This is a genomic window from Paralcaligenes ginsengisoli (genome assembly GCF_054781135.1).
Genome location: NZ_BAAGUZ010000002.1, coordinates 132,976 through 158,437, shown reverse-complemented (window position 1 = coordinate 158,437; position 25,462 = coordinate 132,976). Strand labels below are relative to the sequence as shown.

Below are 25,462 nucleotides of genomic sequence, written 5' to 3'. Positions count from 1 at the left end.
GATGCGCCAAATATGTAGCAGTCGTCAAGAGTGTTCCATGTCCTGGCTCATCCAGCCATGCAGGCCGGTAACCCAGGTTTCCGCCGGAAGGCCTAGCGTCGCGTGTATTTCCACAGCGCGTGCATAGAGGTCGTCAAAATCTACGGAGGGTGGCTGCTTGAATGCGATCGCCACCATGTTGCCGTCGTGTACTTCAGGCAGCCATGCCACTGCCTCGAAGGACTTCTCCATCATCTGGATATGGTGCAGGTGATCCGGCCAGTCGCAGTACAAGTTCACAGTCATCATGCCCTTGGCGGTCAGGCAGTTCGCGCATGCCGCATAGAAGGCGTCAGTGCTCAGCAGGGGGCCTTTCGCTTGTGCGTCGTACAAATCAACTTGCAGAATGTCGATTGAACGGCGACGGGAAAAGTCCGTCACATAATCCAAGGCATTCATGTTCAATACGCTTAGGCGCTCATTGTCGGGCGGCAGCGCGAAGTGGGTGCGGCAGATATCGACGACGTCGGGATCAAGCTCGACCGCGGTGACCGTGGCCGGCGCCAGGTGGCGGTCGCAGAATTTTGTTAGCGCCGCTGCGCCAAGGCCAAGCTGGACAATGTGCGCGACGTTGGCGCGAAACAGCAACCACATCATCATTTGCTGGACATATTCCAGTTCAATGTCGTCCGGGTGATCGATGCGCATGGCGCCTTGCACGGCAGGTGAGCCAAAATGCAGGGTGCGCACGCCATCGTTTTCCAGGATGTTCAGCATGGTCTTATTGGTGGGATGGGGAGATGGCATTATCGCCAATTCCTGTGGTCGGCGTTGTGTTGCCGGGATGCGTTGTGGGGGTTGACGGCTTTGAGCTTACAAGAGGTCAACGGCCTTTGTGGTAGGAAACAGCGTTAAGTGTGTATTGCGGCGGGGGATTTTTAGTTGGCGTGCGAAGGCGTTTTCGTAGGGAAGCGGGGTGAAAGTGAGCGTAGATTTATATAGTTAAAAATAATTATAAATCAGCAGGTTAGCGTAATTTCGTAAAAACCGAAAGAACTGATGTGTGTACCTGTACTGTACCGAAATAGGGTGCAGAGGTACAGTTCAGTACAGTCATCTCTGTGACGCGCTGTTGGTTAATGGGCGCCATCCAGGTTGTAGTGCTTGATGCGGCGTCGAACCTGACGTTGGCCTTCTTTTCGAACTACTAAGAAATCCTTAGTAGTTGCGCGACAATCGCGGCGGCCTTCAAGCGCTGATGGATGATACCTGTCAGTGCTTTTTACTCTTGTGTTTAAGGTCTTGTTCCAGCTGTTCGATTTCCTTCAAATCCGTAGCATCCGCTGCCTTGGCTTCCGCAATACGCCGCTGCTGATCGAAGACCTCATAACGCTCACGAGCAATCTTTTCCATGTTCTCGCGGCTAGCTGAGCCGGCACCGTCAAGGACGGCCTGGTCGTTGAAAGCCAGCATCCTGTCGATGTTGTTACGCCAGAAGTCCAAGGTCAGTTCCTTCTGCTGCTTGATTCGCAACTCGGCTTGCTCAAGGAAGATCACCACCAACCTATTCAGTGTGTCTATCTCATCAGCTGTCAGGTAGTTTTTGGCGACGATGACATCCTGTTTGCGCACCCGCGAGCCACTCCAGCTGGTCAATGCCATATTGGGCTGGCTGGGATCAGAGCGTTTCAGAATCAGCTCGGCGGCGGTGTGAGCAGTGGTAGCATAGAGCAGCTTGTTCTGTACCTCGGCAAAGAACAGCGCCGTTTCCCGCTCGCGAGCCCGGTAGTCAGAACTGAGCGAGAATAGATCACGAACCTTCTGGTAAAAGCGCTTCTCCGAGGCCCGTATGTCCCGGATCCGTTCTAGCAGTTCATCGAAGTAATCCCAGCCGCCGGGGTTTTTCAGGCGCTCGTCATCCATCACGAAACCCTTGCGCAAAAACTCCTTGAGGTGGGTGCTGGCCCACTGGCGGAACTGCACGCCACGAGGCGAACGCACGCGGTAACCGAGAGCCAGGATCAGGTCGAGGTTGTAGTAAGTAATCTTCCGCTTGACCTGCCGGCCACCCTCAGACTGAACTGTCAAGGATTCCTTGACAGTTGCCTCAGGGGCTAACTCATTGTCCTCAAATATGTTTTTTGCATGCAGGGAGACATTCTGCTTGGTGGTCTGAAACAGTTCGGCGATTTCCAACTGACTCAACCAGATCGTCTCAGTCTCCACCCGAAGGTGAAGCCGGGTTTGGCCGTCTTCGCTGGTGTACAGAATCAATTCACTCATGCCCTGTTCCCTTTGGCTTTTTTTCATCGCTGAAAACCGTAATGACGTACTTCGTAGTTCGTGCTTCGCCCACCGGCGGCAGTTTTCTGAAGCACGTCGTACTGCACTAACTCAGTAATGTCGCGAAGTGCTGTGTCTTGCGAACACTTGGCAATCGCAGCCCACTTGCTGGTTGTCAGCTTCCCTTCAAAGCCATCAAGTAGCCGATTCAGCACCTTAATTTGGCGCTCATTCATCGGAATAATCGCAGCCTGTTGCCAGAACTTCGCCTTGGCCAGCACTTGATCCAGGGTGCCATGTGCTTGTTCGACTGCTTTTAGCAAAGTTGTCAGGAACCATTCCAGCCAGCCAGTCACATCCATGTTGCCCTTTTGCGTGCGTTCAAGAATGTCGTAATAGGCTTTGCGTTCCCGCTGAATTTGCGCGGAGAGACTATAGAACCGCTGCGTACTTCCGTCAGCCCGTGCCAGGAGTAGGTCGCCTATGGCACGGGCAACCCGTCCATTGCCGTCATCTAATGGGTGTAGCGTGACGAACCATAAGTGTCCCAAGCCGGCACGCAGTAGGGTGGGTTCTTTGACGTTGGTGTTATTCAGCCAAGCCAGGAAGCGCTCCATCTCTGCAGACAGGTGTTTGGCCGGTGGCGCTTCAAAATGAACTTTCTCACGACCAATGGAGCCAGAAATTACTTGCATGGGACCGGTGGAGTCGTCGCGCCAAGTGCCGACGTGAATGTGGCTCATGCCTGAATAGCCGGTCGGAAACAATGCGGCGTGCCAGCCGAACAGGCGCTCAGCAGTTAGTGGGGTGGTCGCATGGCTGGTTGCGTCCAGTACCATATCTACTACGCCCTCGACGTGACGATCTACAGGGGCCAGAGCACCGATGTCTATGCCCAGGCGACGAGCGACCGAGGATCGAACAGAAGCTACATTCAGTGTTTCGCCTTCGATAGCGCTTGTTTGGACGACATCTTGGGTGAGTGCAGACAGGCTGGCTTCGGCACGCAAGGCCATGCCCACGTCTGCCAAGCGGCCGAGTAGCAGTCCTTGGGCGCGGCTAACCGCCGCCAAGGGTTCAGCCAGGGCGGCAAGGTCGTACTGCCAGTTTGGCCAATGCGGCGATTGCCAGATATATTCACCGTAGTTCATGCGGTGATTATGGGGTGTTTTCGCCTGACTGTCAATTGCTGCGTGTCTCCTTCAATGCTAACGCCAGGGGATGCTATTCAGTGCAACTTGGATTCGGGCAAGTTACTATCCCTTCTATTAGGTTAAGCCAGAACAGGTTAAGCAAATGGACCAAGTCATGCAAAGGTTGCGCCAGTTTCGCGATGATCGCGACTGGAAGCAATTTCATAACCCTAAAGATTTGGCGATGGCCTTGAGCATTGAAGCCAGCGAGTTGTTAGAAGCTTTTCTATGGAAGGCACCGGAAGCAGCCGATACCGAAAAAGTAAAGGAAGAGCTGGCGGATGTGCTGGCCTATGCCCTGCTGCTATCCGATGCTTACGGTTTTGATGTTCAAAAAATCGTCTTAGATAAAATTGAGCGCAACGAAGCAAAGTACCCTATAGATAAAGCCAAGGGTAGCGCCAAAAAATATACTGAGCTATGAGTCAGCAGCATCTTGTCGAAGTGAACCGATACGGTTTTTCGGTCGACACTTTGAACGGCATAAAGGCCAACGCCTACGCCACCAATAATTGGCCTCTGGTGTATATACTCAGCGATGGCATCACGCACCGTGCCTACGTTGGCGAAACCACCGACACGCTCACTCGTTTAGGCACGCATCTAAAGCATGTAGACAAAAAATCGTTAACTACGGTGCACCTGATCAGCAGTGAGCGTTTCAACAAATCAGCGACGCTTGATATCGAGTCGGGGCTTATTAAATATATCGCGGCCGACGGTCGCTTCAAGCTACTGAACGGCAATCTGGGTCTGGTCGACCACAATTACTACCAGAAAGACGAGCTTTATTCGCCGATCTTTCGTGAAACCTGGAACAAATTGCGGGCACAAGGGGTTGCAGAACACTCGCTCGAAGCCATCGATAACTCTGATGTCTTTAAGTACTCGCCCTACAAATCTTTATCAGTCGATCAACGGCAAGGCTTAATAGAGATAATGCGTGCCCTGCTGAACCCTGGGTTGAAGAATCTGGTGGTGGAAGGTGGCGCGGGAACCGGAAAGTCAGTTCTTGCCATCTTTCTTTTCAAGCTTATCCATTCCGATAATACCGACCTGAGCTTGCGCGAATTTTCTGAAGAAGAAACTGAGCTGCGCGACCTGCTGATGCGGCTTAAACAACGATACATAAAGCCGCGCATGGCGCTGGTCGTACCGATGGGTTCGTTCAGGAGCACTTTGAAAAAGGCGTTCAGGAATGTGGTTGGCTTGCATCCAGACATGGTCATCAGTCCTTCGGAGCTGGCAAAGCAGCGATACGATATTGTGCTTGTCGATGAGTCACACCGGTTGCGCAAGCGCGTTAACTTGGGGGCATACTTTGGCGCCTTCGACAAAGCCTGCACGACACTTGGGCTGGATAAGCACACCTGCAGCGAGGTTGACTGGGTAAGTCAGCAGGCAGATAAGGCGGTTTTCTTCTATGACCCGAACCAATCAATTAAACCATCTGATGCCAATGCCAGCGATTTCCAGAAAATTAAATCGTCGCCCGAATCGAAGGTAATGGCTCTGGTTTCCCAGTTTCGTGTTCAGGGAGGTCAGCACTATGTGGAGTTCATTGACGGTCTTCTGAATACACGCTTGGCAATAGACGAAGAATTCCGCTCAAAGAAATACGAGTTTTTGTTGTTCGACGACATGTCCGAACTGGTGAAGCAAATCGGACTGAGGAATAAACAATATGGTTTGGCGCGCTTGGTCGCAGGTTATGCGTGGAAATGGCGATCACAAGATGATCCGGATCAGCACGATATCGAAATTGACGGCGTCCAGCTCTACTGGAATCGCACCAATATCGACTGGATCAATTCCGCAGGCGCTGAAAACGACGTTGGCTGTATTCATACTACCCAAGGCTATGACCTTAACTACACTGGCGTCATTTTTGGGAAAGAAATCCGCTATGACAAAGAGAGCGGCCAGATTGTTATTTATAAGGACCATTATTTTGACCGCTATGGCAAACAAGCTATAAAAAACCCGGCTGAGCTGAAGCAATACATACTGAATATTTACCGAACCATTATGTTGCGCGGCATAAAGGGTGCTTTTGTTTACGCTTGTGATGATGGTCTTCGTGATTATTTGAAGCAGCATATACCCGTGTACAAACCTGCCGTTGGCAAGTTGATCAAGCCAGTTGCAACGCTAGTACCCTACGTCAATGCCGTGCCTTTCTACGACTTGCAGGCTGCTGCCGGCGGTTTCAGCGAGTTTCAGCACGTCGAGCATAAAAATTGGGTTGCTGTGCCACAAGGTGTAGTGGCGGGTGAAAACCTATTTGCCTGCCAGGTTGTGGGCGAATCAATGAATAAAATTATTCCTAATGGCTCAATCTGCCTTTTTCGTTTGAATCCAGGCGGGAGCCGAAACGGCAAAATCGTGCTGGTTGAGTGCGCCGACACCCAAGATGGTGATGCAGGCTCTCGGTACACAGTCAAGGAATACGAAAGTATCAAGATTGATACTGAAGAGGGGTGGCATCACGAGCAAATTCGCTTGAAACCACGGTCGACCGATCCAAACCTTGCTACGCTTGAGCTTAGCAACGACGACGAATATCGTTATCGTGTTGTTGGTGAATTCATATGCGTCATCAGTTAAGTTGCGTTTTTTAACGGAATGGACATTCATGTCGGCTGCCCACTGCCGTTAGTAGACGGAGCCAGTCTGATCCAAGCCAGCGACCAAAGCATCGGCTTGTACAGAAAAATCTTTAGGTTGGCGTTTACGGAGGGCTTCGAGATTGGCGAGCTTCCAGCGCAAGGCGGGAGGGTCGGCAGCATGGGTGCATTGCAGTAAAGACCAATCAGGTTCTGCACGCACCAACCCGGCCAGGAACTGCTTGTGTTTGTCAGTCAATCGCTCGGGAAGGTCTTGCCGTAACCGGGCGCGTGCTTCAAGTAGCACCTCCAGCGAGCAGTCCACTTTGGTCATGCCTACAAAAGCACGTTCGTACTCTGCCGCAATATCTTTGTCGTTGCCAAACAGCACCTCATGCGGCGGGCGATTGTGTCCAGCCAGGTAGATCACGAAGCATTCAGCCATGCCGTCGCTGAGGCCGCCCGACTCATACAGTTGCCACACATCGAACAAGTCGCATGGATGTTGTCGGTCCAAGGCGGCAACCAGTTTACCGGCGTACAGTGCATCACGAGCGACGATAGGTGTCTCGAACTCGACACCGAACAGGTCGCTGGGCTCTGGCGCTTAAGGGGCGATGTTCGACCGGCAGCACCGTACCTCGGAAAACAATATTTACTTCGATTTTGACTTGGCTGGTGTCATTCACGACGATCAACTTGGTGTCATTCAGATCCTTGCTGCGAATCAGGCGTGTCTGTACTCCAAGCGGTTCGACCCGTTGGGCGATAGCGGCCAGTTCATCGTTGATGGCTTTCAGCGCTTCATCGCGTTGTGTTTGCCAAGGCCGATTGAACCACGTCGATATCGACGGATAGACGCGGCATATCTTGTATGAAAAGATTGATCGCCGTGCCTTTCATCGCGAAAATATCGTTGTCGAAAACGGCAGGTGTAACGGCCAGCAGCACGCGAACCGTATCAACGTAGGTTTTATCCCTGTGGGTTCAGGCTTAATAATGTGCCGTCGGAGAGCTGGCTCATCCAACGCTTGTTGCTACCCGTGCGCAGGGGATAGCGAGCCAGGAGGTCATCAGAGTTCACCACCTCGGTTTCCCGCGCCCAGGTGAGGAACAGGCGAACGGTTTTCACGCTGGTGCAGCAAGCTAGCAACTGGCCGAGCAGTTCCTTGCGTGGTGAACGCAGGCCGTCAAAAAGATTGCGTGCTTCTTCCAGGCTTTGCCTGGTACCGGCGTCGTACAGCATTTCCAGCACGGCGCGTTCCGCAACCGGTACGCGCAGTCCATCGGGTTGGCCGGGCGGCGTGCCCAAGGTCTTGGCAGGCAGCGCGTTGTCGGACCAGTCGAAAAGGCTGGCGTAGACGTAGCGTGCCGGAAAGCGCGCGGTGAACCAGGCGGGCAGGGTGTGGCGGACATCACCCCACAACATCAGCGTATCGCGGCTGCCCAGGTTATGCCTCACGCCATGCAAGGCCAGTGCGCTCTTGCCCCCGACATGCAGGTCAGGCACGTGTTGCTGGAGAAGCTGTAATGCGCCGTAGACGCTGAAGTGGTCATTGGGGAAAGCGTAGACGCCTTGAGCCAAGCGCACGAGCCATCCATTGTTGGCATAGTCTGCGGCGAGCTTGGGCGACACCCCTAGCGCGGCCAGGGTGGTCAAGTCAAATGGCGCACCGCGTGGAAGGTCGGATTGCAGCCGTTTGATTAGATTATGTCGTAAATTTCCAGCCATAGGTTAAAACAACACAAAATCCAATCATTTTGTTGGGTTTTCAAAGACAGGCTATACGGCGTCAATCAAATCGGCGACATCGCTCGCACGGACGTAAACGCGTCGACCAACTTTTCGCTGTGCTGCGTTCGGTCTGTTTCAAGATGGCAATGATTTGGCTATCGGTAAAACGTGAGGTCTTCATGCAAAATTCCCTAAATGCTGCGGTTAGAAAATCCTACCTGTAACGCCGTTCATTTTTCGGGAGGATTACGACTATGGGAGGCGGATATCAAGGGCAAGCTCAAGCGAAAAAAACTTCGCGACTGAGCTGTAGCACCGGCTCAATGTACCAGGATGTATCGCCAAGACGGTGGATCAGGATGATGGGCGAGGTAGCGCGTTCTTCCTGTACTTCACGGTAGACCACATCGGTACGGATGCGTGCTGAAGAGGGAATCAGGCACACGCCGCCTTCGGCGGCGACCAAACCCAGCGCGGTCTGCAGTTCGCGTACTTCGATGACTTCCTTGGGGTGGATGGAGCCATCTCGCAACAAGCTGATCACGTAGTCGGCAAAGCTGGGCCTGGGCTCCTGCGGGTAGACGATCAGACTCTGACCCGCCAGTTCAGCGAGGCTTACTGCCGCCCTGGACGCCGCCAGGGCATGACCAGGCGGGGCGGTCAGTACCAGCTTTTCCTCGCCCAGCACGATGCGTTCCACGGACTCATCGGCGCTGCGGATACGACCTACGCCAATGTCAATGCGCCCTGCCTGCAATGCGCTCACCTCTTGCAAGGACGTAGTCAGTTCCAGCATTTGCAAATCAATGTCAGGAATGCGCTGGCGCAGCTTGCGGATCAGGATCGGCAAGCCACCATACAGCACGGAAGGCACGAAACCGATGACAAGCCTGCGCCGCTGATTAGCACCGCTTTGTTGTGTGGCCGATTTCATTTGCTCGATGCGCGCCAATACCTGGAGCGCTTGCTCATAGAACACGCGACCCGTTTCGGTCAAGCGTACCGGCCTGCTGTTGCGAAGAAGCAGCGTCACACCCAATTCGGCCTCCAGCATCTGGATTTGCCGACTCAGGGGGGGTTGGGCGATATGCAATTGTTTGGATGCAAGGGTGAAGTTGCGGCATTCAGCGACAGCAACAAAATAACGCAGTTGACGCAGTTCCATGCGAGATCCTTGGTTTAGGTAGATTTTGAAGTGCTTAGCGAGTATCTGAAAAGTCGCTTTTGAAGTCCATGATACTGAATTGAACCATTGAGCCAATAGCGTCTTGCCAGCATTCCTTGCAGTCTCCGGAGCGCTTCCTACAAGACAGAACAAATCAGCGCTGGTCGTTGACCTCGACATCACTCATGGCTTTCGGTTGCATGGATTTCCATTTAAATGGACGCCGGCGCTATTGGGGAAAACGATAGCTTATTCATTTCAAGCAATTCTAATGCATTGATATCTGTGATGGATTCAAATAATAATACCTTTTTGGTATCAAATAATACTGAAACAGCATTGGAGGCCAGGATAGCGCTGCGCTTTAATGACGCACATGTCCAGTATCAGTTCGCCGTCTGTCGCCACCTGAGTGGACTAAAGATTTCAAATTTAAAAAAGTCGATCATCCACTCACAGGATATTCAAAATGAGCAATCGATTTAAAGGGAAGGTGGCTATCGTTACAGGTAGCGCCCAAGGAATTGGCGCAGTTCTAGCCGAAAAATTTGCACAAGAGGGGGGAGCCGTCGTGCTTGCGGACCGTTCCTCTTTAGTCCGAGAAGTAGCACAAAGAATTGAGGAATCCGGTGGCACGGCATCTGCAGTTGAGGTGGATCTGGAAACCTACAGCGGCGCCGAGGAGATGGCGCTTCATGCAATAAACGCTTACGGCCAGATTGACGTGTTGTTCAACAATGTTGGCGGAACAATATGGACGAGGCCGTTTGAAAAGTACGATCCATCACACATTGAGGACGAGATCAGACGATCGCTCTTTCCAACATTGTGGTGCAGTAGGGCCGTTCTGCCGTTCATGGTGGAACGCGCAAAAGGCGTGGTGGTCAATGTTTCATCCATAGCAACCAGAAGCATTTACCGAGTTCCATATGCTGCGGCAAAGGGCGGAGTCAACGCATTGACTGCATCACTTGCCAAGGAAGTTGCCTCGAAGGGTGTCCGTGTCGTGGCTGTCGCTGTTGGTGGAACTGAGGCTCCTGTGAGGAGAGTCCCCCGCAATCCACTTGGAAATCCGTTTGACCTCCCGGATCAAGATCAGGCGTGGTACCAGGAAATTATCGATCAAACCAGGGAAAGCACATACCTTGGCAGATACGGAACGATAGACGAAATGGTTGCGCCATTGCTATTTCTTGCTTCCGATGAAGCTTCCTATATCACTGGATCAGTCTTACCTGCGGGAGGGGGGGATCAAGGGTGACGTCCCCATGATCCTCGTACTAATTAAATTTTTTTATGGATGAGACAAAATGAACGAATACACTCCATTCGATCGGTTCTTGCTGCAAGTTGGAAAAATCCCAGGGGCCCTGATGATCGTGCCACTCTTTCTGGGGGTAGTGGTCAACACCGTGGCCCCAGAAGCACTGATGATAGGTAGTTTTACCACTGCATTGTTCAAGAATGGACTCGCAGTTCTGATCGGACTGTTTTTTCTTGCGGTGGGCTCTCAGATCAGTTTCAAAGCTGCGCTTCCGTCCGTGGAGAAAGGGCTGGTGCTGTTATTGGCGAAGTTTGGCGTCGCTGTATTGTTTGGCCTGTCTGTCGCTTTCTTTGCCACTGATGGCACGTTCCTGGGGATGCTCCCCCTGGCCATCATCGCTGGGATGTCAAACTCAAATGGTTCTTTATACGTAGCGCTGACCAGCCAATTCGGAAACAGGACCGACAAAGGCGCAATCTCGATTCTTTCGATCAATGACGGCCCGTTTCTGACGTTGGTGGCTCTTGGGGTTGCGGGCTTGGCGGCTTTCCCGTTGATGGCTCTTTTTTCCGCTATTTTTCCAATGATTTTTGGATTTATCCTTGGGAATATCAGTTCCATTGCGCGAAAATTTCTTGAGGCTGGCGAAAAACTCATTATTCCATTTGCCGCATTTGCCATCGGCGCCAGCATCAACTTGCAAGTGCTCGTTGGCGAAGGTTCTGTTGGAATTCTCCTTGGTCTGGCAACGGCTATATTTTCAGGCGGAGCTGCCATTGCATCGCTTTACGTGTGGCACGTTGTTCGGCGTCATCCCGCACCATCAAGAAACCTGGTCAGCGCTGCCTCCGAGGCGAGCGTGGCAGGAAACGCCATTGCAACACCGGCGGTGGTGGCTGCGCTTGATCCTAGTTATCTTGCCGTTAAAGACGCTGCGACTGCTCAGATTGCCGCTGCAGTCGTGGTCACCGCATTCGTGCTTCCTTTCTTCGTCGCTTGGCTCGCCAACTGGCAAAAGCGTCGTGGCGTGACGCCCGAGAACGAAGAAGTTCTTTACGAATGCGGAAGTACCAAGGTTGTTCTGGAGGAAGCCACTGCTTAGTTGTAATTGTCTACCCATTCCCATATCTCGATCTGGCGGGACGTGCTGACACAAATGGCTCGGACCTATCCAAGTCGAGACGGGTTACAGAATAACCTGCTCGAATATCACCAACATGCTCGCTAAGTGCATGTTGGGTATTAAGGACATCATGCTGCAAAATACTATTTCCCCGACAACAGGCTCGACAGTTATTGAGCGGGTTGAAACTCTGCTGCTGGATTTACCGACGATCCGGCCCCATCAGCTTTCGATGACTATCATGCAGAGCCAGACTTTGATGCTGGTGCGCATCCACTGCTCGGATGGTAGTATCGGCGTGGGCGAAGGCACAACAATTGGCGGCTTGGCCTATGGCGCAGAATCGCCCGAAGGCATGAAGCTGGCTATCGATACTTATTTCGCCCCTTTGCTGATAGGCGCTGATGCCGATGCGGTACCGGCGGTGATGGCCCATATTGGTAATGCTATTCGCGACAATCGTTTTGCCAAATGCGCGGTGGAAACGGCCTTGTACGACGCACTTGGGCACCGGCTCGGTTTGCCGCTGTCCCAGCTACTGGGTGGGCGCCAGCGCGATCGGTTGCCTGTGGCTTGGACGCTTGCCTCTGGCGATACTGGTCGCGACATCGAAGAGGCGGAACAAATGTTGACTCAGCGCCGCCATCAGATCTTCAAGCTCAAGATCGGTCGCCGCAGCATACAACAGGACGTGGCCCATGTGGCTGCCATCAAGCAGGCTTTGGGGGATCGCGGCAGCGTGCGCGTGGATGTGAACATGGCTTGGTCCGAACTCCAGGCGCGCCAAGGTCTGGCGGCGCTAGCCGATGCAGGTTGCGAGTTGGTCGAGCAACCTGTGGCTACTGCCGAGGCATTGGCGCGGCTGCGCGGACGCTACCCGATTGCTGTGATGGCGGATGAATCCCTGACCGGTCCAGCCTCGGCGTTGGCGCTGGCGCGCGCCGAGGCAGCCGATGTGTTCGCGATCAAGATCGAGCAATCCGGCGGCTTACAGGCTGCCCAACAGGTCGCTGCAATTGGTGATGCCGGGCAAATTGAGTTGTACGGCGGTACGATGCTGGAAGGCCCCGTTGGTACTATTGCTTCGGCACATGTGTTTTCCACCTTCACCAACTTGCAATGGGGTACTGAATTATTTGGTCCTTTGTTGTTGACAGAAGAAATCCTGCAGCAGCCGCTGGAGTACAAGGATTTTCATCTTATTGTGCCGCAAGGCCCAGGACTAGGTATCACATTGGACGAAGAGCGCGTGCAACGCTTCAGGCGTGATCGCACTCAGGGCGTCAGCGTAAGCGTGCCGGCAGTGGCTGTGACGGCACTCTGACCAGGGCCTACACAATTCCCACACTGTTTTCCATTCTCGCTGCCATTCAGTGCAGCATCTTTATTCCGACAAGCAAAAGGAGAAGATCATGAGCGTCAAGATTTTTAATACCCAGGAAGTACAGGATTTTCTGCGCACTGCCGCAGGCCTGCCCAACGAAGGAGGCAGCCCGCGAGCCAAAGAGATCGTGCACCGCATTATCTCCGATTTGTTCAAGGCCATCGACGACCTGAACATCACTCCGGATGAATACTGGGCCGGTATTGCCTATCTGAATACCTTGGGCGCGCGCGGCGAAGCGGGGCTGTTGTCCCCCGGCCTGGGCTTTGACCGCTTCCTTGACATGCGCATGGATGCAGAGGACGAGCAACGTGGCGTCCAAAGCAAGACTCCGCGCACCATTGAAGGTCCGCTGTATGTGGAAGGCGCTCCAGTGGAACAAGGATTTGCCCGACTTGATGATGGCACCGACAAAGATGGTCATCCGCTCATTATGCAAGGTACGGTGTTTGGTGCTGATGGCAAGCCAGTTCCTGGCGCCAAGGTCGAGGTCTGGCATTGCAACACCAAAGGCTTTTACTCGCACTTCGACCCCACTGGCGAGCAGCAGCCTTTCAACATGCGCCGCACCATCATTGCCGATGATCAGGGCCACTACAAGTTCCAGAGCGTCCTCCCCAAGGGTTACGGCTGTCCGCCCGATGGCCCTACACAGGCGCTGCTGAACCAGCTCGGCCGCCATGGCAACCGCCCGGCACATATACACTTCTTCGTGACAGCGGATAACCACCGCAAATTAACCACGCAGATCAACATCGATGGCGATCCCTTGGTCTATGATGACTTCGCTTACGCCACGCGCGAAGGTCTGGTGCCACCACTGGTGGAGCATACCGACGAGGCCAGCATCAAGGCCAACGGGATGGAAGGTCCATTTACTGAGATCGTGTTCGACTTTGAGCTCACGGCTCTGGTCGGTGGCGAGGACAACCAGGTCGTGCTCCGCCCGCGCCTGGCGGCTTGAATATGATTGACAAGAGCGTCAACAGGGTAGCCTAGGCATTGGCCGATGTTCCTGGCGGAGCGACTGGCCTGGTGGGTGCGAAAGCCATGCAGCAAGCGATTGTCGGGGCGAGATTGACAACGATAGCGGCCTCGCATCTTTCGAACCTGGAGGCGCCGCATGCTTTCGAGGTGGTGCTCTCATTTTCAACACAAACTTACTCAAGGGCTGAATTATGCTCTTTCTCGTTCACATGATCGTCAACATTCCCGCCGATATCTCTGAAGATGAGGCCAATCGCATCAAGCTGTGTGAGAAGCGGTATTCTCAAGATCTACAACGGCTGGGGAAATGGCCACATATTTGGCGCGTAGTGGGCGAATATGCCAACTACAGCGTGTTCGATGCGGAGAGCAATGACGAGTTGCACACGTTGTTAAGCCAGTTGCCGCTGTTCCCATATATGCAAATCAAGGTTACGCCTTTGGCCAAGCATCCATCGGCAATCTGAGTCATGGTCATCGGCGAGGCCGGAATTCAAACTTTGTCGGGGGCTGGGCAACAAGCCGTGTTGGCAGTATTGCCAAACCAGGGCCGCGAGATCGCAAGACTGGCCAGGTTGTCGGATCCGGCAGGGTGGTGCGACGCGCCGGTGGTGACCGTGGTCGGCAAATATAACCATGGCAAGAGCCGCTTGCTCAACGAGCTGTTGGGGGACGATGCTTTCGTTGTGGCGGATCGGCGCGAGACAATTACACTCTCGGCTTGCTGTTGCGAGGACGTGCGTTGGCTGGATGCGCCCGGCCTGGACGCCGATGTCGACAGCGCTGACGATATGCTGGCCGAACAGGCGGTGTGGTTATTCTCAGACGTGCGACTATTCGTACATGCCGCGAAGGAAGGCGAGTTGGATGCGGCTGAACGACGGTGGCTCGATGAGCTTTGTCACGATGCCGGGCGTAGCCGCCGCACGACTCTCTTCGTTATGACTCAGGTGGATCAGTTGGCCGATGAAGCGCAATTGCAGGGCATTCAAGATGTACTGCAGACGCAGCTCCAGGCGCTGGGACAGGGAGAGGTGTTGGCGACGTATGCTGTTTCGGCTACACGGTACCGACGGGGGGTACAGGAGGGTAAGCGTTTACTCGTGGCAAGAAGCGGTATTCCTGAACTGCAAGCGGCGATTGCTCAGGTCGTGGCAGCGGTGCCGGCGGCACGACGTCATGAGCACGCCCTACTACATGCCGAACTAAAGAACGAATGCGAGTCGTGTGAAAAGACGGCATCCAATGCTCTGGCAGAATGCCAGGCTAACCAGCGCCAGCAGCGCAAGGCCTTCGAGGAAGATCTTGCGGCAGTGCTGGACAAGGTGAGCGAGGGTCTGCGAGAAATACTGATCAGCAGTGGCCCGGATTGTGCGCTAGAGCCGGATTCTTTTGCCACTATGTTCAAGGTCAGCGCCGGCAAGCGTGAGCGCGCACGGCTACAGATTGCTTATTCTCGTGCTTGCATCGAGATTGGTGGTGTGCTGATCAAGCACGGTGTAACCAGCCTGCCGAAAGCTCAGCGTGTCGAAGTGCAAAGCCTCAACAGCTTGGTGGTGGCGGTCATGGGTATTTCGGTGAAATACCGGGAAGATTTGCGCAAGATTTTTGCCGAAGAGGCTGGGAGGGCACGTCTGCAACGCGAATTCGGCCGCTATTTCACACTCTCGGAGGAACAGTGCGCTTTGGCAAACCGGATTACACAGCGCGAAGCAGGCCTCGCCGCTTGCGGGGAGGCGCTGGCTGTACTGAGAGTCTGGAAACCTGAGCTATGAATAGGCCTCGCGCCATGGCTGGTGAACAGCGCTTAATGCGCGTGTTGGCGGGCTCATCTGAGCCCGCAATCGATCTTGAGCGCATAGTGCACGGGATGTGGAACTGGCTGTCGCAACTGCAGACCATCCTGGACGAGTGGATGCCAGACACAGGCGAGCTGCGTGACGATAGTGCGCTAGCCGTGCAATTGCGGGCCTTGCGGGCAGTGGCGCGGGAGATCATCGACGAAAGGGCGGCGCAGTGGGACAGATTGCAGCTTGCGAGGTCGGTTGCTGAACGCTTTGATGATAAGTTGATGCTGCTGGTTTTTGGCAAGTTCAATGCCGGCAAGAGTTCATTATGCAACTTCTTGGCCGAGAGGCTGGCGATCCATGGCTGGAATGTTAGGCACTTCCAGCTTGAACACGGGCGCATCGTTCACACCGGCTTCGGCTTTGCCGAAGGCGCAACCGAAACGACGGCCTGTGTGCGAGGCGTGGAGATAGGTGACCGCCTTGTTCTGCTGGATACGCCAGGCTTGCACTCGATGACCGCCGAGAACACTGAGCTGACGCTGCGCTTTACCGACTGTGCCGATGCCGTGCTGTGGTTAAGTAGTTCCACCTCGCCCGGCCAGGTGCAGGAACTCGATGAGCTTGCGCGCGAGCTGCAACGTCACAAACCTTTGTTGCCAGTGATTACACGGAGCGACGTCTTCGACGAAGACGAAATCGGTGGCGAGATATGCAAAATTCTACGTAACAAGACTGCCGATAATCGCGGATTGCAAGAGTGTGATGTAGGCGCGCGGGCACACACCAAGCTCAAGCAACTCGGTGTGAATGCCATGCTGCTGCGGCCTGCACTTTCGGTATCGGTGCACATGGCCCTGGACCAGAACGATGAAGCCGGCCTGCGGGCGGCGGGCTTTGATCGATTGTTCACGGCGCTCGAGGAACTTGCTGCGTCAGCGCTGGCGTACAAGCAACGCAAGCCTGCTGAAGTGCTGCTGCACCACCTGCAAGAGCATGTGCAAACCCCACTTGAGCAGCGACTGTTGGTAGAGCTGGCGGCGCTGCAGAACACGTTGCACGCGGAACGCGCTCGAATGCATGCCTGCCCAACCAATGCAGGTAACGCCGTTTGGCGTAGCGTCATGTCCTTGTTGCCCGACTTGATCGACGCTCAAACGCGTAACGACCAGCAAGCACAATCCAGGCGTGATAAGGTTCAAACAGTGTGCGCACAGCTGTCACAGGCGTTGGATAGTGCCTTGCAAGCACAGTTGACGAAGCAACTGGCGTCTTGGCAGCCCATGCTGATTTTGCAGGCGAGCGGACTGGAAAGCCGTATGGGCAAGGGGTTATTGAGCGCACAAAGCCTGGAAGTGGCTGATTGGGGCGAGAAACTATATCTCCGTCTTAGCGAGATCGTGCAGCAGTACCTGAGCGATTCGGAGCTTGGGCGCTTGATTGATCCTTGTTGCGTAGCCGTGGATCGCTTGCTGAATGCATGCCTGCATTTGCAGACCATGTTACAAATGCACGCCCAAGAACTGGCCGAGCAGGCCAAGGCGCTACACCAACCGGCGCCGGTTTGAATGAGAGTGTCTGGAATTTTGTGGGCAGGGCATATCATGAGGAAAAAGGATCATGGATATGCCCGCGAAACAGAAAAACCATCGATTGCGGCCCAGGCGGCCGCCCGCGAAGCGTGGCTGGCCAAGCTGCCTGATCAATTTCCGGATGGCTTGGTCGAAGGCTCGATGTCAGCCAAGGAGGTCGAGGATCTGATCGATGGTTAGCGCCCGCCCAGCCAACACACCTTGAACGCCCCTGAGAGGCGTTGGGTAGAGCCTTGATTTTAAGCTGGTGCGGGGGCCGGAATCGAATCGGCACGCCTTGCGGCGGGGGATTTTGAGTTCGCGTGCGAAGGTGTTTTCGTAGGGAAGTGGGGTGAAAGTGAGCGTAGATTTGTATGGTTAAAGTTTATTATAAATCAGTAGGTTAGCGTAATTTCGTAAAAATCGAAAGAACTGATGTGTGTACCTGTACTGTACCGAAATAAGGTACGGCAGTACAGTTCGGTACAGCGAGAGTAGCTTTTAGACACGGCCAGCTCGATTTCGTCTTAGGCGTGCATCAGCAGCAAATGGCCGACTGGTTCCGGCGTTTTTCGTACACGGATCTCAATGTCGTAGCCCAAACGATTCAGGCAATCCATAAGCTTACGTTCGGAGAAGTTCGAGAACTCACCGCGCAGTAGACTCGAAACCTTGGGTTGGGTGAGGCCCATGCGCTCTGCTGCTTCGACCTGGGTGAATCCTCGCTCACGAATAGCCTTGGCGATTTCAACGGTTAGCCCTGATTTGATCTGAAGCTTGTCGGCATCGGGCAGGCCCAGGTCGGCGAATACATTACCTGAACTGACCTCGACTTCGACTCCTTCAACAATACGTTTATTCATTTTCCAACTCCTGCGCGACAATCGCCGCGGCCTTCAAGCGCTGACGGATGATATCCATGTCTGGCTTAGGTGTTTCAATACCGCGTTTGCTCTTTTTTTGAAAGACGTGCAAGACAAAGATAGCTTGAGCGAAACGCACGGTGTAGACGGTTCGGTAAGTGCCGCCAGCGTCATCTTCGACTATTTCCAATATGCCTGCACTGCCAAATCCTTTCAATACTTTCGCCGCTTCGGGTTGTTCACCACGTTGGGCGGCGTCAAGCGCATGGCCGAAGAATTTACGTACATCAACTGGTAGAGCTAGCAAGTCTTTCTTACTGCTACCTAGCCAGAGCAGTGGTTTCATATAGGAAGGCGTCACGTAAATATACCATTTATGGGATGATAAGGGGTGTTGTTACAGTTTGAGGACGTATTCGGTTTATGCTCGCCTGAGCCAGAGGACGTTTTCTGCAAGTGTGGGCAGCCTGCAATGGCTTGCCTGGGCCGCTCAGGTTGTTGTACCCATATTGGGTTTTATCATGCCCATTTTGGGGTTTTTGGCTGCTACAAGTAAACACATACAATGTATGCAACACACCCACCACGCTTAGCCCTGTCTGACAGGTGATGCGCATAATTGGTGGGTTTTTTTGCCTACGCGATACGCTACGCTAATCTTCCGCTTGACCTGCCGACCATCCTCAGACTGAGCTGTCAAGGATTCCTTGACAGCTGCCTCAGGGACTATCCGGCCGCAATGATTGCCGCCAGATTGTAGTGCTGGGTGTTATAACTCTTGCCATCGGCAGCAGTTATTCGAAATTTCCGAATAACTGAATTTCCCGATAGTTCATTATCTAGAAACATGCTTTTCCAGATGTGCGTTTTCATCGCTTAGAACCATAATGACGTACTTCGTAGTGTGTGCTTCGACCACCGGCTGCAGTTTTTCGGAGCACTTCGTACTGTACTAACTCAGTAATGTCGCGAAGTGCCGTGTCTTGCGAACACTTGGCAATCGCAGCCCATTTACTCGTTGTCAGATTTCCTTCAAATCCGTCCAGCAGCCGATTCAGTACCTTGATCTGGCGCTTATTCATGGGGATCGTTGCGGCCTGTTGCCAGAACTTCGCCTTGGCCAGCACTTGATCCAAGGTGCCATGTGCTTGTTCGACAGCTTTTAGCAAAGTTGCCAGGAACCACTCCAGCCAGCCAGTCACATCCATGTCGCCCTTTTGCGTGCGTTCAAGAATGTCGTAATAGGCTTTGCGTTCTCGCTGAATTTGCGCGGAGAGGCTATAGAACCGCTGTGTGCTTCCATCCGCGCGGGCCAGAAGCAGATCGCCTATGGCACGGGCAACCCGTCCATTGCCGTCATCAAATGGGTGTAGCGTGACGAACCATAAGTGTCCCAAGCCCGCACGCAGTAGGGTGGGTTCTTTGGGATTGGTGTCATTCAGCCAGGTCAGGAAGCGATCCATCTCTGCAGGCAGGCGATTGGCCGGAGGCGCTGCAAAATGAACTTTCTCACGGCCAATAGAGCCAGAAATCACTTGCACGGGGCCAGTGGAGTCGTCACGCCAGGTGCCCATGTGAATGTGGCTTATGCCAGAGTAGCCAGTGGGAAACAATGCGGCGTGCCAGCCGAACAGGCGCTCAGCAATTAGCGGGGTGGTCGCCTTGCTGGTTGCGTCCAGTACCATATCCACTACGCCCTCTATGTGACGATCCACAGGGGCCAGAGCGCCGATGTCTACGCCCAGGCGACGAGCGACCGAGGATCGGACTGAGGCTACATTCAGTGATTCGCCTTCGATGGCACTGGTCTGGACGACATCTTCAGTTAATGCAGAGAGGCTGGCCTCATCACGCAAGGCCAGGCCTACGTCCGCCAAGCGACCAAGGAGTAGTCCCTGACCACGGCTCACCGCTGCCAAGGGCTCTGCCAGGGAAGCGAGATCGTATTCCCAGTTAGGCCAATGCGGTGATTGCCAGATGTAATCTCCGTAATTCATGCGGTGATTGTGGGGTGTTTTCGCCTTGTCGTCAACTTTCGATATGAGAGCCGCTTGTGAGCGCGTGCGTAGTGCGCTAGGAGACGATGGTGCATTTATTTTTTTGAACTATACGGAATTTCCTAAGAGTTCAAACGGGATCAATCTCTGAGTTTTATATCATTCATAGAGCACTTCCGTCCGATATCTGTGTATTTTTTCGGACAAGGCAAGTTTGTCTGGAGTTTGTCGTCTAATTTCAGATGGAACAATTAGCTTCGACTCTGGCTGTGACTCTAGCTGTGACTCTAGCCGTGACTCTAGCCTCGCCCCTGGCTGAGTGCTGCTAGCAGGCTTCTGCGACGATGGTCATAGCCTGCCCAGCCAGGCGCACGCCGGTCGGGATTTCTGCGATTCTCGGTTTAGACAAACCTTGGCCCGTCGCATCAATAACAATCGGAAAGTGACCTCCGACTGGGCCCTTGACTGGGCCTCACGTGCAAAGTCAAATTGCAGTCGTTTGATTAGATAATGTCCAGAATTTCTTGCTATAGGTGAAAAACAGAACGAAATCCGATCAGGCTGTTGGATTTTCAAAGCCGGGTAAGCTCTTTCGGAAGTGAGGAACCGTCTTTGAACTATCCGGAATTTCCGGATAGTTGCTTATGGCGGGAGTTCAGTACTTGCAAATAAGCGCTATGCGGCGTCAATCAAGTCGGCGACGACGCTTGCACGAAAGTACACCCGTCGGCCAACTTTCCGCCGTGCGGCATTCCATTGCTCGGCGAATTCGGATTGGCTTCGTAACGAGATCCGCAGCCCATCAGGGCTACGTTTCAGCAGTTCAGATAACTCGACCAACGACAATAGCGGTCCATACCGTTCAATCAATTGCTCTTCGGTTGTCATCGAATGACTCCTGGTTATTTCTCCCTGCGTTGCAATATCTGCTGGGAGTGATTTGCTGCCTAGCAGCACAGTGAAGAAAACTGGCTCACGAGCGCATTGCGCCGGTGAGGCATGGGTATATCCTGAGGGTTCTGGACGCAAGACTCAGTAGGCGAGAGCCTTATTGCGCTCGATGAGAGCATGCACACTTGCGGCGGTGATACCGCTGGATCGCTTTCCAATCTTGATTAGTACCAGCTGGCCTTCGTTCACGAGTCGATAGATCGTGGACCTGGAAACCCCGAGTTTGGCTTCGGCAGTACGTATTCGGTAGAGAAGTGCTTGGTCGGACGGCTGCGAGACTTCGTTTCTGCCTACTGAATGGTCAGAAGGCTGTTGCTGGGAATGTTGCTGCATTTTTTCCTCCGTTAAACCTTGGGAAGCACCCTGGATGGTATGACCCAAGATGCTTTCCAAAGCAGGCGCGGCCAGCGCCTTCGTGATTGGTTCGCCAAGATGCCGCGATGGGAACCAGTTGCTTGGATCATTTTCGGTAGAGCCCGCCGCTGGCCCACTATTGTGGTTCGTCGGGATGCTGAAAACTGCGGTCTTTGCCGCTGTCATCAATGGATTACGCGCCATCCATCGAATGTGGCCTGCCTTTGGCAGCACCGGCGTCCGTTGTCACGGATCGTCATTACTTCTCTCGGTTTATGCCAGTCGCTACCAGCCCAAGAGAGAAATGATTTTTCACCTGCTTTACTCCTACCCAGGTGCTTGTCGCCCCGCATGATGCTGACGACACGGGTAGCCGCGCACTCGCACCGCCCGTTGTCGGGCAGGACGCGGTATTTATCGGTGTTGTGTTGTTAAAGAGCAGGGTTGTTGTAATCATTACGTATCTACTAAACAGAGTCAATACATAAGTAATTAGAATTGGTCATATAGAAGAGTAAAAACGTCGGAAAGTCAAAAAATATGGTTTGAATTGAGACAAAAAGAAACGCCCTGGTTCACTGTGGAACGCAGGGCGCTTCGGGTATTTTTTATTGTTTTCTTTTGTATCTGCGCGGCCGCTGAGGGCTTAATCCAACAGATTAGCTAGTTGATGCTTAATGGTCATCTTTGGTGTTTTTGGCTTGTTGGCCGATCTTCATCTTGATGTAGTCACCGATATCTTCCAGAACGGGGGCAGGCAGTTCCACCACTGTATATCTAGGGGTATCCGGCCATGGCCATTCCACCTCAAACATCTCTCCCTTGCCAGTGACAAGCCATTCAGCACGGACGTGAAGGGCTGCAGCAATCCAAACGATGTGACGCGAGGACTCATTGCGGCCGTTTTCAATATGGGCGATAGCGCTTTGGCTCAGCGGGGGATCGAGCAGGTTGGCCAATGCTTCCTGGGAAAGGCGGCGTTTCTTACGTGCGATAAGTAAGCGTTCGCCAATGCTGTTTATAGGGCTCGGCGTCATGGTATTTTTCAATTGGCGGATTCATTAAGAGTAAGTTGTAAGTATATATGTAATTAAAAAACAGTACTTAACTAATGAAAATTGAGAGGTGTCTTATTAGATAAGTAATCAGATTGGGCTATTGTGGCACTTAATGGCACGGAGTGAGAGGAAATAATTGTTAAGAACGAGTCTATCCACACGAAAGCAGTTGCAGTCGGACGGCTGGTATCTAGTATGGCCGGATCTTCGGAGGGCGAGGGGCGACTCCTCAAGCCGGCACGAAGGTTTTTTGTTGTGGGGTAGGAAACATTCTGCAAATTGACACATGATGCAGGCCTGTGATGATCCCGTTCGCCAATCCATGGAGTTGTCTCAAGTCGTTGCCTTATGAGAACTCCATTACCCCGGTCTATCACACCTGCCTACTGATTCAGGAGAGGAGGGGCCTCAGGGCATGGCTCGGCGGCTCGAATTCGTAGCTGGCGGCTATCATCTCGGCCGCCACGCTCTCAGTGATGAAAAACGGTTCGGTTTCGTTATGCAGTTTCATATGCAGTGGCACCAATAGCCGCTGAGCTGATTAGCCAACTCCACTTGCCAGATCACGAGTAGTCACCAGCCAGGCCGCTGCTGAACAACCCTTCCGCATCTTCGGCGACGGCAATCGCATTCCGCACTTCCTGGCGTTTCAAGTCGAGCACGCGCAGTTTGCCGTTTGCTTTCACCTGGGCGATGGACTCCATCCGGCGATAAACATCAGGGTGATTTGCGGCGTACAGCGCCAAACCTTGCAGCTTGGCAAGCGCATCGCTCAAATGCAGCCCATGCGGATCAACCAGGTCGACTACAAGGGAGCCATCCTGCTCGGCAAAGAACAGAAAGTCTGGGCGAACAATCCCATACTGACCGGCCTTCTCATAGGCGATACCGAGCGAAGATTGCCCTGGCTGCTGCGGGTTGCGATACCAGTAAAAGAACCCCGGCCTCGCCGATTCAGTCTCGACAACCGTCCGCTCCCAGTCATTCAGCTCAGCCGGGTACTTGCCAGCTTGTTCGCACAGCAAGTGACTATCCCAGACCGTGAGCACTCTCACCTTGCCGTTTTCGTTCGCCTTGGTCGCCTCATAACGCGCCTCAGGCTTCAGCAAGCCCACGTCCTGCGGCTCCGTACTCATTTCGATAATCTGCCTATAGGACTCCCTTCGATCATCGCTTAACGTCTTGATCTGCGCACCATACTTAGCCAGCCAGTCCTTAGCCAGCTTATCGGCCTCGACATCGAAATAAGCCTGCGCCTCCATCACCTGTCCCAAACCAGCAACGGTGACACGGGCTTCGACAATAGCCTCCAGAAATGTCTCCGGGTCATCTTCGCGGTCGACTTCCTTGCTCGCCAGATGATCAACATATGAATGGGCAATCGCCGGGCTGAAGATGCGCGCCGCACGGCGGTAGGCATCGTCGATTACCGCCACGTCAGCATCTTCCCAGAACTGTTCCAGACTCCGGCCCTGGCCCAGCATGTCTGCTTTCACGGTCTTGCCGTCCACAACTAACACGGACTGCCGCTTGGTCTTGATCTTGGCTTCGTTCTCGGCCTGAAACGCATCCAGGGCTGCGTGCATCTCGGCGTGTGCCAGCCTGCCTGCGCCGGACAGAATATCGTCGGACGCCAACTCATGTGCCAACGCAGTCAACCTGACCGCAGGCTTAGCACCAAGTTGTGGGCGCGTTTGTGACGGCAATGCCTCGAATGCCTCCCACACGGCCGGCGCAACAGCAGGATTAGGCCGCACCTCAATGTAGTCGATCAACACGCGCCCAGGCGTTGCCGCCTCACTGCCTGTCGTCAACTCATCGACCACCTGCTCCACAGCCTTGCGATTGAACCTAGGCAGCAAGCAGTCGACCGCGTTCAGGCGGTCGTTACCAGGAATGCGGCGAGCCAGCGGCGAACGCACCAGACGGCCCAACAACTGTGTGATGTGGGTCTTGTCGCTGGCCGCGCGGAAAGAAATCATAACCTCGGCACGCGGGCAATCCCAACCTGTGCTAATAGCATCTTTGGCGATCAGCACCCGCACCCACGTCGATTCTTCAACCCGCTGCGGCTCGATGTAGGGCACGTCGCGGCTGCCGAAGCGCTGCGTGGTGTGATCCCCGAAAACGTGCGCCACGCTGGCAGATGGCAATTCAGGGTAGCGCTCGAAAATGGTATCTAATGCCCGTCCGATTTCATCGGGGCCAGGCGTGTTGGGAACCTGCAAAACCATCAACGGCACGACAACATGGGCTTCCTGCTGCTGCTTGGAATAAGCCCCCCAGGCAAGGCTGGATTCCTTCAATTTATCCGTCGCACGCCGCACCAGCACGGTATCGAAATCGCCAACATTATCAGGAATATCCAACAGGATGGTGTCCTTGATAAGGCCGGACTCCTGCACCTTGGACGCATCAACGACCACATTTGGCAGTTTGATGTGCTTACCTGCCGACTCAATCGCCTTGTTGAATCGCTCCACGGTGGCCGAAATACCCCATACGGCCGGGATACCGGGCACACTGCCCACGCCATTGATGAGCCGCTGGACGATAGTACTCTTGGCGTTCTGACTGGCTGTCGTCTGCTGCCCCATACCACGGTGCGCCTCATCCAGCACTAGATAGAGCGTCAAATCCGGGTCTTCAATGGTGTTCTGGATGGTGTCCCAAATCGTGTAAGCCCGCAGGTCAGGACGCATATCAGGGAACGTTCCATCCACCTTGGCCGCCATTTCTTCAGGGTCATGGCCACGCACCAGCAAGCTGTTCTTGCTCAGCTTCTGAGTATTTAAGAAGTAGATTTTCCCCGCCTGGAACTTAGGCCTGTTAAATGTGTTTTCCACTACCACCAGGTCGTTGTAGTTAATACGGTCACTCGCCTCGATGAAGCGAAACCGGGTCTGCTCATTTAACGAAGGATCATCGCTGAACCAGATCACCACCGCGCCGGGGTCAGCATCAAAACTGAACTCGTCGTCACCGTGAAACAACGCCTCGAACGTGGCAGCGGCCATCACGGTCTTGCCCGCGCCGGTTACCGCAGTCAGTGAGAAAGCCGTCCCGTCTGCCTCGCCGTGCCACAGGCGCCGAGCCTTGCCCAGGTTGTTCAAGGATTCGCGGACGGCGTCGCGCTGGTAGTCTTTGAGCGTGAACTTCATC

The 25,462-nt window shown here is 53.8% G+C and carries 22 protein-coding genes and 1 pseudogene; 10 read left to right on the top strand and 13 right to left on the bottom strand.

What is annotated here, in order from left to right:
- Nucleotides 1-24 precede the first annotated feature (24 nt).
- The 3 genes from ACYVIS_RS00915 to ACYVIS_RS00905 all read right to left on the bottom strand — a co-directional run bounded on the left by ACYVIS_RS00915 (nt 25) and on the right by ACYVIS_RS00905 (nt 3,413).
- Nucleotides 25-756: a spermine/spermidine synthase domain-containing protein gene (locus ACYVIS_RS00915; RefSeq protein WP_460873014.1), complete on the bottom strand. Its 732-nt coding sequence runs from the start codon at nt 754-756 to the stop codon at nt 25-27.
- Between the two features lie 495 nt (nt 757-1,251).
- The gene (locus ACYVIS_RS00910; protein ID WP_232742410.1) at nt 1,252-2,262 is read right to left on the bottom strand and encodes a virulence RhuM family protein; all 1,011 of its coding nucleotides are present in this window, start codon (nt 2,260-2,262) and stop codon (nt 1,252-1,254) included.
- Between the two features lie 23 nt (nt 2,263-2,285).
- Nucleotides 2,286-3,413, bottom strand: a complete 1,128-nt coding sequence (locus ACYVIS_RS00905) for a Fic family protein (protein ID WP_460873013.1) — start codon at nt 3,411-3,413, stop codon at nt 2,286-2,288.
- 145 nt (nt 3,414-3,558) lie between these two features.
- Here ACYVIS_RS00905 and ACYVIS_RS00900 point away from each other — a divergent pair, with 145 nt between their 5' ends.
- Nucleotides 3,559-3,879 carry a nucleotide pyrophosphohydrolase gene (locus tag ACYVIS_RS00900; protein ID WP_232742412.1) on the top strand — a complete coding sequence of 107 codons (321 nt, stop codon included), beginning with the start codon at nt 3,559-3,561 and terminating at the stop codon, nt 3,877-3,879.
- On the top strand, nt 3,876-6,062 hold the full coding sequence (locus tag ACYVIS_RS00895; protein WP_232742413.1) for a DNA/RNA helicase domain-containing protein: 2,187 nt from the start codon (nt 3,876-3,878) through the stop codon (nt 6,060-6,062). The genes ACYVIS_RS00900 and ACYVIS_RS00895 overlap by 4 nt, the downstream gene beginning before the upstream one ends.
- A 48-nt stretch (nt 6,063-6,110) precedes the next feature.
- Here the strand turns inward: ACYVIS_RS00895 and ACYVIS_RS00890 are convergent.
- The 3 genes and pseudogenes from ACYVIS_RS00890 to ACYVIS_RS00880 form a co-directional block, all read right to left on the bottom strand.
- Nucleotides 6,111-7,012: pseudogene (locus ACYVIS_RS00890) on the bottom strand (nucleotidyl transferase AbiEii/AbiGii toxin family protein).
- Nucleotides 7,013-7,034: 22 nt separating this feature from the next.
- On the bottom strand, nt 7,035-7,793 hold the full coding sequence (locus ACYVIS_RS00885; protein WP_460873012.1) for a type IV toxin-antitoxin system AbiEi family antitoxin domain-containing protein: 759 nt from the start codon (nt 7,791-7,793) through the stop codon (nt 7,035-7,037).
- A gap of 283 nt (nt 7,794-8,076) precedes the next feature.
- Nucleotides 8,077-8,961: a LysR family transcriptional regulator gene (locus ACYVIS_RS00880; RefSeq protein WP_460873011.1), complete on the bottom strand. Its 885-nt coding sequence runs from the start codon at nt 8,959-8,961 to the stop codon at nt 8,077-8,079.
- A 469-nt stretch (nt 8,962-9,430) separates the two neighbouring features.
- Between ACYVIS_RS00880 and ACYVIS_RS00875 the strand changes: the two genes are divergently transcribed.
- The 8 genes from ACYVIS_RS00875 to ACYVIS_RS00840 all read left to right on the top strand — a co-directional run bounded on the left by ACYVIS_RS00875 (nt 9,431) and on the right by ACYVIS_RS00840 (nt 17,278).
- Complete coding sequence (locus ACYVIS_RS00875) at nt 9,431-10,222, top strand: 1,6-dihydroxycyclohexa-2,4-diene-1-carboxylate dehydrogenase (protein WP_460873010.1); 792 nt, start codon at nt 9,431-9,433, stop codon at nt 10,220-10,222.
- A 49-nt stretch (nt 10,223-10,271) separates the two neighbouring features.
- Complete coding sequence (locus ACYVIS_RS00870) at nt 10,272-11,327, top strand: 2-keto-3-deoxygluconate permease (protein WP_460873009.1); 1,056 nt, start codon at nt 10,272-10,274, stop codon at nt 11,325-11,327.
- 130 nt (nt 11,328-11,457) lie between these two features.
- A complete protein-coding gene (locus ACYVIS_RS00865; protein ID WP_460873008.1) occupies nt 11,458-12,672 on the top strand; it encodes a muconate/chloromuconate family cycloisomerase in 1,215 nt (404 codons plus the stop codon).
- Between the two features lie 88 nt (nt 12,673-12,760).
- The gene (gene catA, locus ACYVIS_RS00860; protein WP_460873007.1) at nt 12,761-13,696 is read left to right on the top strand and encodes a catechol 1,2-dioxygenase; all 936 of its coding nucleotides are present in this window, start codon (nt 12,761-12,763) and stop codon (nt 13,694-13,696) included.
- A gap of 214 nt (nt 13,697-13,910) precedes the next feature.
- Nucleotides 13,911-14,186 (top strand): muconolactone Delta-isomerase, encoded by a 276-nt coding sequence (catC, locus tag ACYVIS_RS00855; RefSeq protein WP_460873006.1) that lies wholly within the window; start codon nt 13,911-13,913, stop codon nt 14,184-14,186.
- Nucleotides 14,187-14,189: 3 nt separating this feature from the next.
- Complete coding sequence (locus ACYVIS_RS00850; RefSeq protein WP_460873005.1) at nt 14,190-15,494, top strand: GTPase; 1,305 nt, start codon at nt 14,190-14,192, stop codon at nt 15,492-15,494.
- Between the two features lie 14 nt (nt 15,495-15,508).
- Complete coding sequence (locus ACYVIS_RS00845; protein WP_460873004.1) at nt 15,509-17,074, top strand: dynamin family protein; 1,566 nt, start codon at nt 15,509-15,511, stop codon at nt 17,072-17,074.
- A 36-nt stretch (nt 17,075-17,110) separates the two neighbouring features.
- Nucleotides 17,111-17,278 carry a hypothetical protein gene (locus ACYVIS_RS00840; RefSeq protein ID WP_460873003.1) on the top strand — a complete coding sequence of 56 codons (168 nt, stop codon included), beginning with the start codon at nt 17,111-17,113 and terminating at the stop codon, nt 17,276-17,278.
- A 326-nt stretch (nt 17,279-17,604) separates the two neighbouring features.
- Here ACYVIS_RS00840 and ACYVIS_RS00835 read toward each other — a convergent pair whose 3' ends face one another.
- The 7 genes from ACYVIS_RS00835 to ACYVIS_RS00805 all read right to left on the bottom strand — a co-directional run bounded on the left by ACYVIS_RS00835 (nt 17,605) and on the right by ACYVIS_RS00805 (nt 25,461).
- Nucleotides 17,605-17,940 (bottom strand): helix-turn-helix domain-containing protein, encoded by a 336-nt coding sequence (locus tag ACYVIS_RS00835; protein WP_180016054.1) that lies wholly within the window; start codon nt 17,938-17,940, stop codon nt 17,605-17,607.
- Complete coding sequence (locus ACYVIS_RS00830; protein ID WP_460873001.1) at nt 17,933-18,286, bottom strand: type II toxin-antitoxin system RelE/ParE family toxin; 354 nt, start codon at nt 18,284-18,286, stop codon at nt 17,933-17,935. Before ACYVIS_RS00830 ends, ACYVIS_RS00835 begins: the two co-directional genes overlap by 8 nt.
- A gap of 523 nt (nt 18,287-18,809) precedes the next feature.
- Nucleotides 18,810-19,937: a Fic family protein gene (locus ACYVIS_RS00825; RefSeq protein WP_460873000.1), complete on the bottom strand. Its 1,128-nt coding sequence runs from the start codon at nt 19,935-19,937 to the stop codon at nt 18,810-18,812.
- A 675-nt stretch (nt 19,938-20,612) separates the two neighbouring features.
- Complete coding sequence (locus ACYVIS_RS00820; protein WP_180016057.1) at nt 20,613-20,825, bottom strand: DNA-binding protein; 213 nt, start codon at nt 20,823-20,825, stop codon at nt 20,613-20,615.
- Between the two features lie 144 nt (nt 20,826-20,969).
- Complete coding sequence (locus ACYVIS_RS00815) at nt 20,970-21,446, bottom strand: helix-turn-helix transcriptional regulator (protein WP_233208377.1); 477 nt, start codon at nt 21,444-21,446, stop codon at nt 20,970-20,972.
- Between the two features lie 470 nt (nt 21,447-21,916).
- Complete coding sequence (locus tag ACYVIS_RS00810) at nt 21,917-22,291, bottom strand: helix-turn-helix domain-containing protein (protein WP_460872999.1); 375 nt, start codon at nt 22,289-22,291, stop codon at nt 21,917-21,919.
- Between the two features lie 572 nt (nt 22,292-22,863).
- The gene (locus ACYVIS_RS00805; RefSeq protein WP_460872998.1) at nt 22,864-25,461 is read right to left on the bottom strand and encodes a DEAD/DEAH box helicase; all 2,598 of its coding nucleotides are present in this window, start codon (nt 25,459-25,461) and stop codon (nt 22,864-22,866) included.
- Nucleotide 25,462: the final 1 nt, after the last annotated feature.